The following is an 11,495-nucleotide window of genomic DNA, read 5'->3' on the forward strand; positions in this document are numbered from 1 at the left end:
ATACCACAAATGTAAAAAAAGGATAAAGGATATAATTTGTTGATTGACGAACTGAATGTTTGGCTGTATAATATTAATATATGAACAAGTATACATATGTTAATATGAAACAGGAGGCTATTATGAGTCATGAATATATTCTAGAAGGTTTAAATTGTCATAGTTGTGCTATGAAAATTGAAGATGAAATAAGTAGACTTTCAGAGATTAATCAAGCACATCTTAATTATGCTACACAGACCATTACTATTGAGACTCTGGTTCTTGATCTGGATTTATTACCGATTTTACAAAAAAAAGTGGATCAAATTGAAAGTGGTATAAAAGTTATTAGAAAAGAGCATATAACTATGGGCCTTAATCAAGCATCCCTATCATGGAAGGATAGACATATATGGATAAGGCTTATCATAGGTTCATTGTTCTTTGCTGTTGGATTGTTTTTGGAACAAACATTAATAGTAGAGTTCACCATCTACCTAATAGCTTATTTGACCATTGGCGGTGATGTACTTATCCTTGCCGGGCGAAATATTATGAAAGGTAAGGTTTTTGATGAGAATTTTCTAATGTCAGTAGCTACCATTGGCGCCTTTGCGATTACCGAGTTCCCGGAAGCTGTAACGGTTATGTTATTCTATCAGATTGGTGAACGGTTTCAAGATATGGCTGTTCACAGATCTAGAAAATCTATTGCAGGTCTTATGGATATACGACCGGATGTTGCGTGGGTAATGAATAAAGAAGTGCTCATTCAAGTCATGGCCGATACACTTATGGTGAATGATCGAATATGGGTAAAAGCAGGTGAAAGAATTCCACTTGATGGTATTCTTGTTAAAGGTTCTGCTATGCTAGACACGTCTGCTTTAACGGGTGAGTCAGTACCACGTAAAGTATCAGAAGGTGACACAGTATTATCCGGGTCGGTTAATACCAACGGTCTCATCGAAATTAGTGTCACGAAGATTTTTGGCGAATCAACAGTATCCAAAATTCTGAATTTAGTTGAAAACGCTACAAGTAAAAAAGCAGAAACAGAAAAATTCATTACTACATTCGCCAAATATTATACACCGATTGTCGTCTACTTAGCATTAGCACTGGCTTTTTTACCACCTCTACTTATGGAAGGTGAGGACTTTAGAACTTGGGTTCATAGAGCCTTGATTTTCTTGGTTGTGTCATGCCCATGTGCCTTAGTGATTTCAATTCCCTTAGGCTTCTTTGGTGGTGTTGGAGGGGCTTCTAAACATGGTATTTTGATCAAAGGTAGTAATTACCTAGAAGGCCTTAACCAAGTAACAACGGTGGTCTTTGATAAAACAGGAACACTTACAAAAGGTGTTTTCAAAGTGTCACAGATAGCTCCGGTAAATACTACAGAAAAGGAAGTACTCAAGTTAGGCGCCTATGCAGAATACTATTCGAACCATCCAATAGGTAAATCGATTATAAAAGCCTATGGTGGGGCTGTGGATGCGGAGGAAATTAGTGACTTTGAAGAAATAGCAGGTAAGGGTATAAGCATAAGTCTATCAGGAGATAAGATTCTTGCAGGTAACCATCAGCTAATGATAGATTACGGTATAGAAGTCGTATCTGCAGATCACTTAGGAACCTTGGTCCATATAGCAAAAGAAGGTATATACATGGGATATATCATCATATCAGATGAGATTAAAGCAGATAGTAAGAAGACGATTACAGATTTAAGAGCCAGAGGTATTAGTAGAATCGTAATGCTAACAGGCGATTTACCATCTGTAGCTCATAAAATAGGCTCTTTATTAGGAATAGATGAAGTCCATGCCGGCCTATTGCCCCATGAGAAAGTGGAAGTATTTGAAAACATTATTAAAGAACAGAAAAAAGGCAAGACATTATTTGTAGGTGATGGTATTAATGACGCACCTGTTCTTGCCAGAGCGGACATTGGTGTTGCTATGGGTGGTATTGGCTCGGATGCAGCTATAGAGGCAGCAGATATTGTGCTTATGACAGATGAGCCCTATAAACTTGTGGATGGGCTTGTTATTGCAAATAGAACAAAAGCCATCGTTTGGCAGAATATTGCTTTTGCTATGGGTGTCAAGTTGATTGTGTTGGTTTTAGGCGCAGGAGGACTAGCAAGTATGTGGGAAGCTGTATTTGCAGATGTAGGTGTTGCACTTATTGCTATTATTAATGCAATGCGCATCATCAAGAACCCAATAGGTTCATAATAGCATGAATGGGTTAAAGAGTATAAAAAAGGGGCCGTCGATAACGACGGTCCCTTTTTCTTAATCAGTAACAAATCTTATGGTGGAATTGTTGAATTCTTAATTACTTGGAATAAGAATCTTGTTACCTGGATAGATAAGATTTGGATTCTTCAATTTATTGAATTCAGATAATTCTTGCCAAGTGAAACCATAAGTCCTAGCAATTCTCCATAACACATCACCGGATTGAACGACATATACAGCGGGTACTTCAAAAATTGGAGGTGTAACCACAGGTGGTACAATGACTGGTGGTACAACAACTGGTTCATCGACAACTACAGGTTCAATAGCAGAAATACGACCGGTTACTGTTGCTTTTTCGGTGCCGTTTTCTAACATGAAGGCCACTAGTACTTCATCAAGAGCATCGAACTCACCAAGAATTGGGTAGTTTGCTAGTGCAGTATAAGCATCACCGCCAGCGCCTAAGAAATCATTGGTTGCAAGCACATAAGTTTTTGTATCGTCTAGAAGTTCATCGCCAATCATCACTTCTGTTAGCTTTGCACCTACTGGAAGATTAGAATCAAACTTTATGGTCATACCGGCGATATGAGGGAATGCACCCTTTGCAACAGGATAATCAGAAATACCGACTTCGAGAATAGATCTTATATCTGAGCCCATTACACTCTTAGTAATAACATAATTGCCAAAAGGTAAAACAGAGATAATATCACCTTGGGTAATATCACCAGCAGGGATAGAAGCACGGATGCCACCACCATTGGTAATGGCCAAATCAGCGCCACTTACATCTAGCATTGCTTCAGCAATTAAGTTGCCAAGGTTGGTTTCGCCGGTTCGTACGAAATCTCTTTCGCCTTGTAAATCGATGGTTGTTGTTCCGACTACAGCTGAAGTGATAACTTCATTTTCAGTATTGACAGTTTCTATTAGAGCCAATACATCAGGATCGGGAATGATACTTGCAGCATCTTCAGTGGTAAGTATGGTTGCACTTGAAGTAACAGCGCCATCCATATAGGTTAAAGTAACTTTTCCAAGATTCTTTGCATAGTCATTTGTTTGAACGATTAAAGTATCATTGACTACCATGCCACTGCCTTCGCCATAAATAGAATGACTGTGTCCGTCTACAAAAAGGTCAATACCATCAACCGCTGTTACGATTGCTTCTGAGGTATACATACCTTCATTACCGATGTGTCCTAAACAGACAATAATATCGGCCATTGGTGTCAATAGGTCGACCATACGTTGTGCTGTTACAGTAGGGTCTTCAAAGGTAAGACCTTCAACATTGTCCGGATGGGTTTTATAAGTGGTTTCCGGTGATGCAAGTCCGAAGATAGCTACCTTTACACCTTCAAATTCTTTAATGACATAGTCATTCAGAAGTAAAGCGTTGTCTGCTTGTAGAACATTAGCAGCAAGTAAGGGAAAATCAGTTTCAGCTTGTAATTCAAGAAGCCTTGCTTGTCCATAGTTAAAATCATGATTACCAGCTGTCAAAGCATCAAACTTCATCAGGTTCATGAGACGGGCAATACTTGCACCTTTGGATATGGTAGCAAATGTTTGACCATGGAATGAATCCCCTGCATCTAATAGCAGAACATGATCACCAGCCGCTCTTGCCTCATTGACCACGGTAGCCATTTTTGCAAAGCCAAAATTATTATATTCAATAACGCGAGAATGAACGTCATTGACGTGGAAGACTGTGATTTCCACATGGTCTGCGGCATTAATCGGTACTGCAAAACTAAATAAAAGGGATAGTGTTAAGATAATACTTAAAAATCTTTTCATAGGTACCTCCTTTTAATAAATGATTGGACACGTAATTATGTCGTTACATATAATTCTAGCACTTTGGTTTCAAATTGTAAATTGATTGTGAACAAACTATGAAGAAAAAAGTAAAAATTAATTTAAGACATGGTTAATGACATACATGTAGAAAGCATGTTATTTTGTGTGGTGTAAAATGGCATGCTTATAGCCATTGTGATAGGTATTTCCAATCTTAAGAATATGTTTTGGTAAGTCGGCATTTTGGCTAATATTAATAACTGGATCATGATCGGACCAAATAGAAAGATGTCTTTTTTTGTGTCCCACCAAAGCTTGATAGAGCTTATGATTTGCTTCAATATATATAGATGTCTTCATATCCTTAACATAATCAAGTATGTAGTTTACAAGACGTTTTTCTTCAATAAGTTGACTAAGTGCCGGATGAAAAGGTCCGGCTACAATATCCTGTCCTAATTGAATCTCTTGTGTTGTTTGCAAACCTATGCGTAGAACTTTGATACCCGCGGCTTCAAATCTTGGTAGGATATCAAGACATAGATCAATGGTTGTTTTCAAGTCCCATGGGGTATAGAGGCCCTCTTGATATAAAGTCGCCAGTTCAGTATCTTTTATAACCAAAGTGGGATAGATACGCACCATGTCAGGTTCTAGTCCGATAATTTGGTCAGCTGTATAGCGAGATAATGCCACTGTATCCTTGGGCAAACCAAGCATCATCTGAAGACCTAATTCAAATGGGTAAGAATGAATCAGTTTGCAGGCGTTGATGACATCTTCAGCAGTGTGACCGCGTTTTGAAGCTTGAAGGACAACATCAGACATGGATTGAACACCAAGTTCAATACCAATAACTGGATAACGACGTAAGAAGTCCAATATTTCTTTAGTGATCATATCCGGTCTTGTGGATAGTCTTATACCATTAAGGTCGTACTTGTGAATATATTCTGTCGCCAGTTCCAGATATGATCTTTGTTCTTCTATAGGAATACCTGTAAAACTACCGCCGAAGAAAGCAATCTCAATGTGAGGAACACCTTTTGCTGTAGATAGATACCTTTCAATCTCATCTCGGATTTGATGTTCATTAAAACTGGTTTTATAACCGGATATCTTTTTCTGATTACAGAAGATGCAATCATGAAGACAGCCATGATGAGGCACAAAAATAGGGATGTTTATATGTTTTTTCATAAATGATCTCCTTCATATACAAGAATGGAACCGATATCTTGAAGTGGCATACCGTCAACTTGAAAGATACTGCAGCCTTGTTTCAGAATGAATGTTTCTATAACCTGGTGATCCGGATGTGTGGTCAAATCACCGTTAAAAAATATGATATTTTGGATCTGACCTGCGGTACCGCCTATAAAACCATAGGTATGATGCTTAAGTTTTACATAAGCCGATTGTATTTTCAACAGCTTTAAGGTAGTCGTTTTGCATGCGTTTAGAATACCTTCATCGGCGGTAATGAGTGCTTGATCTGCTATGGGAAGAGCAGCGCATCTGGCATAGCCTTGTTTGATATTAATCCATTTTCTAGAGCTGGCATCAATATGTTTTTTCAGCTTACAAGCGGTGATGGACTTTGGATGAAGAAAATATTCAGACAAGGACAAGGCATTCAGGTAAGCGGACTTAGGATACACAGCTTCTAAATCTTCTTCAATGACACGGACATCAATCCCTAATGTACTTAATCGGTTATAGAGCACATCTGAGATTGAGCGGGATAAGAAAATAATCTGATCTACAATATGAATGTGTAAGTCTACGTGATTCTCTACACCTGGATATAAATAACTGGACTTTGGGATCATTATCACTTCACCTAATGTTTGAAGTTGTTTTATTAAGGAAGGATAGGCGTTGTCGGCGATGAAAATTAAACGCAAGTAACTCACCTCTTTTGTCAAATTTGGATACATGAACCACTCAAGAATACCTACTATGATTATAATGTGAAAACGATACTAATATCAATAGCGGATTATGAACTTGACGTTCCTATAAGCATTTAGACTTATGAAGCTTGTCATGACGCGTCGAACATGGTAAACTAATCATATGTAAGTGATACTAACAAATGTTTAGGAGGCGCTATGACAGAACGAGAACGAGAAGTATTTGATTTAATTGAAAAAGACCCCATGATTTCTCAAGCTGAACTGGCAGCAATGCTTGGCATCACCCGTGCATCAGTTGGCGTTCATATCAGTAATTTGATGAAAAAAGGTTTCATTAAAGGCAAAGGTTATATCACCAATACCGAACATCCTATAACCGTCATAGGTGGTGCCAATGTTGATTACCAAGGCAAAATAGATCAGGCTATAATCATGGCAGACTCTAACCCAGGGAAAATCAACCATGCTTTAGGCGGTGTGGGTAGAAATATTGCTGAAAATCTGTCCATGTTAGAAGTACCTGTAAGGTTGATAACAGCCATGGGTGGAGATGCTGAAGCTTCTATGGTACGTGAGAACGCCGTTTTACGAGGTATTGACATTGAAGACAGTCTTTTACTTGCAAATGAACGCACATCGACATATCTCTATATTTTAGATCATCAGGGTGATATGGTCACGGCTGTATCTGATATGTCCATAACAAGCAGGCTGAATGAGGATTTTTTGAAGACGAAGTTGATGAAAGTTGATAAAAGTGCATATACTGTTATCGATGCCAATCTTCCAGAGGCGAGCATTCATTTTTTAGTAGGGCATTTACAGAACACGAAGCTCATTTTTGATACTGTATCAACGACCAAGGCCCTCAGAGGCAAAGGGGTATTGGAGGGCTTCTATGGCATCAAACCCAATCTTATTGAAGCAGAAGTGTTACTGGATAGAAAAATTCTCACCAATAAGGACATCGAGTCGGCAGGGCAAGCCTTTCTTGATATGGGTATAAAAAAGGTATTTATTACTTTAGGTAAAAAAGGCGTGTATTTTACAGATGGTGAACATAGCTTTTTTAGAAACTCAAAAGTATCAAAGGTTGTAAATGTGACAGGTGCTGGAGATGCATTTACAGCGGCGATGGTATATGGTTTGCAACATCAACTCAAGGGCATAGAGTTTGTAGATTTTTGTTTGGGTGCATCTGGAGTAACCGTTATGAGCAAAGATACCATTGCAAGGAACCTTAGTGTTGATAATATTAAGCAAATGATAAAGGAGACTTAAGAGATGAATAGATATTTGGATATAAGTAAAGAAATTGAAGAGGCCCTTGAAATGAATAAACCAGTTGTAGCTCTTGAATCTACAATCATTTCACATGGTATGCCCTATCCGCAAAATGTGGAAACGGCATTGAAAGTTGAGGAGATTGTCAGAGAAAATGGAGCTGTACCGGCAACCATAGCCATTATTAATGGCAAACTCAAGGTAGGTTTATCCAAAGATGAAATAGAATATCTGGGTAAAAAAGGACTAGAGGTTATTAAATGTAGTCGCCGGGATTTACCGGTTGTTGTTGCAAAAAAACAAGACGGTGCAACGACTGTTGCGACAACCATGATTATCGCAGAAATGGCTGGTATTAAAGTGTTTGCAACAGGCGGTATAGGTGGTGTCCATAGAGGCGCAAGTGAAACTTTTGATATATCAGCAGATCTAATGGAGTTGGCTCAAACAGATGTAGCGGTAGTTTGTGCAGGCATCAAGTCTATTCTGGATATAGGGCTCACCTTGGAATACTTAGAGACTCAAGGTGTTACGGTTATTGGATACGAGACAGATCATCTACCGGCCTTCTATTTACGAGATAGTGGATTTGATGTTGATGTTCGAGTGGATTCACCGGAAGAAGTTGCAGCTATGATGGAAGCAAAATGGTCCATGAAGCTTTGTGGTGGTTTTGTAATTGGTAATCCGGTCCCTGAGGCTTATGAAGAAGACAAAGATCAAATAACATCAGCAATAGAACAAGCTCTAGATGAATTAAATAAGCAAGGGATTAAGGGAAAAGATTCAACACCGTTTCTCTTAGCGAAGGTAAAGGAATTAACCCATGGTGAGAGTCTCGAAACAAACATTCAGTTGGTGTACAACAATGCAAGAGTGGCTTCGGGAATTGCTAAGGCCTTTACCAAAGCTTTATAAAGTAGAGAAGGGTACTGTTTTGTACATGTGAAACGAAGATTTATACTTCTTTTTCTGATTACTTCAAAAACGATTAAAACATACATGAGATAAAAGATATAGAAAAGCCATGAACCATATGTCTCACTACAAATATAGAGACGAATGAGATATAATATGGGTCAAGATATCGTGTATGTTACTTAATCGTATGACTTTTATAAACGAAATGTAACATATATGTGATAGTATGTAGTCGATAAGATCAAGGAATCGGGAGGTTCACATGAAAAAATGGATAAGCATTGGGTTACTTGGAATGTTGCTACTTGCATCATCATGTAATAAAAATGATGTTAATATAGATGAAGAATTGCCGGAACAATCAATCATAGAAGAAGAATCAGAGGCGGAAAATCCTCTTGACTTAGAAGTAGATCATTCAGAAAGCGAACAAGATTCTGAAGACGGGGATTTGACTCAGGCGCAATTGATGCGCGATCGGTTTGTAGCATTTTTATTTACCGGTCCGGATATCATAGAGGTTAAGACTTATATCGATGAAAACATCCGAAATGCCCAGATATCTTTAGCAGACGACATGCTAGCAGAACTGATTGTTAGAGGTGAAGTGGGTCTAGTCCAGCAGATGGATTTGCTTTTTGAAGAGGATATGGTGGGTATTCATGCTTATTTGTTTGATATATATGAGAAAAATACGGATCGTTTTACCAACGGCTATGTCTTCTTAGGAAATGAGAAAAATGTATTATTATCTCTAATGGATGATGCATCCTATAAGCGTAGTTTGCAAACGCTATTTGACCAAGGCTATGGTCTCTATAGTGCAGAAGGAAATTTTTATCCGACAGTGGACTATTTATTCTATCTACAAAAATATGGCATATATCTTGGCGAGATGACCAAGTCCTACTTGAGCATCTTGTCAGAGTTTGTAATTGAGCCTACAACAATTGAAGAGTATTTGGCAATATCGCCGGAAGCATTAAAAGAAAGAGCCTATCGTTCAGAAAAATTTTTAATGGATTATCCAGGCGCCCCAATTGAGTATAAAAGGAATATCAGTCAGAATCTGACCATTTGTTTATGGAAGCTATCTAGCCCCAATATATTTGATGGTATGTTGGATGAAGATTTTACAGTCTCAGCACCCACCCAACACGCTTATGATGACATTCTAAAAGAGAAAAAGACACCGGTAGTTACATTCACAGTACAATCCGTTACAGATTGGATTAATACCCAAGAAGGTGGCGTCCTTGGTAGCTATGAAGATATGGACCGTCTTTATAACCAGACCAATGAGATTTTTAATGCATCACAGGAAATGATGCAGAGTTTATACCCTGTCGATTAGGACGAAAAATAATCACCATGTCCGGCAAGTCATACAATGCCTTGGACAGGTGATTATTATATTTTACTTAAGACACTATACCATGATTATTACTTTATAGTTTATTAGCGAGTTGTGTACCATAGTCACGGCATAGTTTGAGTGCATTTTCATCCGGTTTCCAAAGAACACCAAGGCCTTCTTCAAGAACATCAAAGCCACAATCTTCAAGGGCCTTTTTCATAAGTTTGGGGGATTCACCACTCCAACCATAGCTACCAAAACCGGCTGCTTTTTTATTTTTGAAATTCAAACCCTTCATGATCTCAAGGGTTGAAGCCATTGCAGACAATATACCTTTATTGATTGTAGAAGAACCTGCCACGACAAGTTTAGCCTTAAAGACTTCAGAAATCACATCATTTTTATCGGCTGTACCTACATTATAAAGCTTAATGTTGAGTGTCGGATCTACGGACTTAATGCCTTCGGTAATGGCTTCAGCCATTTTTTTAGTCGCGTCCCACATGGTATCGTAGATGACCGTTACTTGATGCTCTTGGTAATTGTCAGCCCATTCTAGATACTTCTCGACAATTTGTGTGGGATTTTCTCTCCAGATAACACCATGCGCTGGACAAATCATATCTACAGGTACATTAAAGCCTAGAACTTCGTGAATTTTCTTCGATACCAAGGGGCTAAATGGTGTCAATATATTGGCATAATATTTAAGGGCTTCTTGATAGAGTTCAGCTTGATCCACTAGATCGTTATACATAAACTCGGAAGCGTAGTGTTGTCCGAAGGCATCATTACTGAAAAGAATTTCATCCTTGGTATAATACTCAAACATATTATCTGGCCAGTGAAGCATTGGTGCTTCGATAAATATAAGCTTTCCTTCTCCAAGATCTAAAGTATCACCGGTTTTTACTTGAATAAAGTTCCAGTCCTGATGGTAGTGACCCTTAAGTGACTTAATTCCGTTGGCTGTACAGTAGATGGGTGTGCCTGGGATTTCCTTCATAAGCTCAGGAAGACCACCACTATGGTCAACTTCGGCATGATTGGCTATAATATAGTCAATCTTTTTCAGGTCAATAACCTTTTTGAGATTCGTAATAAATTCCTCATCAAAAGGTTGCCACACGGTATCGATCAGTGCAGTTTTTTCATCTTCAATCAAATAGGAATTATAAGAAGAACCTCTGTGTGTTGAGTACTCTTCACCGTGGAATTTCTTTAAGTCCCAATCTATCTTTCCTACCCATGTAATGCGATCATTAATTTTGAACATTTTCATGCTCCTTTCTATACAAATCTTTTAAATAAGACATTGTTTTCTGTATGTACGTGCATGTACATATCTGCTACCAAAGCTTTTAGTTTTTCGTAAACCATGTGATACGTGGTGCATGCATCTTCAGGTAATTTAAAATGTTTGGTTAAGTCTGTGAGTTCATGAAGGGCGTCGCCCGCTACATCATGTTCTGCTTCAAGTTCTTCAATGAGTTCTTTGCAATTAGGGTCATTTGCTATAAGTCTAGGGAAAAGCTGAACTTCCTCCTTGACTAGGTGTCCTTCTAATTCGGTCTTTAATCCGCCAAACAATTTGTGAATCTCAAATAATTCCGGGTGACGTTCGCCGTGGACCATCAAGATCTTAAACATCAGATCAGAAATAATGGGTAGCTCAGCCTTAAGATAAGTATGATGCTCTTGAATGATTCTGTCAATGAGCTGACGGGTGGAGAAATCTGAAAGCTTCATATGAGAGGTATCAACAGTGAAATTCGACGCGACCTCTATAGCTTTCTCTGCATCGAGGATTAAGGCATCCATGTCAGGTGCATCTCTTTCAATAGCTTCTTTAACGGTTCGGTCACCACCACAACAGAAATCCACGCCGTGGTCCATGTATACTTTTACAAGTTCTGGGTGAAGGGTTACACTTTCACCGATTGTTTGTTCTATGTTAAGTTTTTG

Annotated in this window: 9 protein-coding genes; 4 read left to right on the top strand and 5 right to left on the bottom strand. The window is 38.5% G+C overall.

The window, feature by feature from the left end:
* The first annotated feature begins 122 nt into the window (after positions 1-122).
* Positions 123-2,225 carry a heavy metal translocating P-type ATPase gene (locus P0N36_RS13080; RefSeq protein ID WP_275843300.1) on the top strand — a complete coding sequence of 701 codons (2,103 nt, stop codon included), beginning with the start codon at positions 123-125 and terminating at the stop codon, positions 2,223-2,225.
* A 99-nt stretch (positions 2,226-2,324) separates the two neighbouring features.
* Here the strand turns inward: P0N36_RS13080 and P0N36_RS13085 are convergent, their stop codons facing one another.
* The 3 genes from P0N36_RS13085 to P0N36_RS13095 all read right to left on the bottom strand — a co-directional run bounded on the left by P0N36_RS13085 (position 2,325) and on the right by P0N36_RS13095 (position 5,956).
* Positions 2,325-4,046, bottom strand: a complete 1,722-nt coding sequence (locus P0N36_RS13085; RefSeq protein ID WP_275843301.1) for a 5'-nucleotidase C-terminal domain-containing protein — start codon at positions 4,044-4,046, stop codon at positions 2,325-2,327.
* Between the two features lie 159 nt (positions 4,047-4,205).
* A complete protein-coding gene (locus P0N36_RS13090; RefSeq protein ID WP_275843302.1) occupies positions 4,206-5,249 on the bottom strand; it encodes an elongator complex protein 3 in 1,044 nt (347 codons plus the stop codon).
* Positions 5,246-5,956, bottom strand: coding sequence for a DUF6873 family GME fold protein (locus P0N36_RS13095; RefSeq protein WP_275843303.1), 711 nt, complete (start codon positions 5,954-5,956; stop codon positions 5,246-5,248). Before P0N36_RS13095 ends, P0N36_RS13090 begins: the two co-directional genes overlap by 4 nt.
* 207 nt (positions 5,957-6,163) lie before the next feature.
* Between P0N36_RS13095 and P0N36_RS13100 the strand changes: the two genes are divergently transcribed.
* The 3 genes from P0N36_RS13100 to P0N36_RS13110 all read left to right on the top strand — a co-directional run bounded on the left by P0N36_RS13100 (position 6,164) and on the right by P0N36_RS13110 (position 9,527).
* Complete coding sequence (locus P0N36_RS13100) at positions 6,164-7,249, top strand: PfkB family carbohydrate kinase (protein WP_275843304.1); 1,086 nt, start codon at positions 6,164-6,166, stop codon at positions 7,247-7,249.
* Between the two features lie 3 nt (positions 7,250-7,252).
* Positions 7,253-8,170: a pseudouridine-5'-phosphate glycosidase gene (locus P0N36_RS13105; RefSeq protein ID WP_275843305.1), complete on the top strand. Its 918-nt coding sequence runs from the start codon at positions 7,253-7,255 to the stop codon at positions 8,168-8,170.
* Positions 8,171-8,435: 265 nt separating this feature from the next.
* Positions 8,436-9,527, top strand: a complete 1,092-nt coding sequence (locus P0N36_RS13110; RefSeq protein ID WP_275843306.1) for a hypothetical protein — start codon at positions 8,436-8,438, stop codon at positions 9,525-9,527.
* Positions 9,528-9,621: 94 nt separating this feature from the next.
* Here P0N36_RS13110 and P0N36_RS13115 read toward each other — a convergent pair whose 3' ends face one another.
* Both P0N36_RS13115 and ric read right to left on the bottom strand, forming a co-directional pair.
* On the bottom strand, positions 9,622-10,806 hold the full coding sequence (locus P0N36_RS13115) for an anaerobic nitric oxide reductase flavorubredoxin (RefSeq protein ID WP_275843307.1): 1,185 nt from the start codon (positions 10,804-10,806) through the stop codon (positions 9,622-9,624).
* Positions 10,807-10,820: 14 nt separating this feature from the next.
* A partial coding sequence (gene ric / locus P0N36_RS13120; RefSeq protein WP_275843308.1) for an iron-sulfur cluster repair di-iron protein occupies positions 10,821-11,495 on the bottom strand: 675 nt, incomplete at its 5' end.

The sequence above is a fragment of the Petrocella sp. FN5 genome (assembly GCF_029210395.1).
Taxonomy (GTDB): domain Bacteria; phylum Bacillota; class Clostridia; order Lachnospirales; family Vallitaleaceae; genus Petrocella.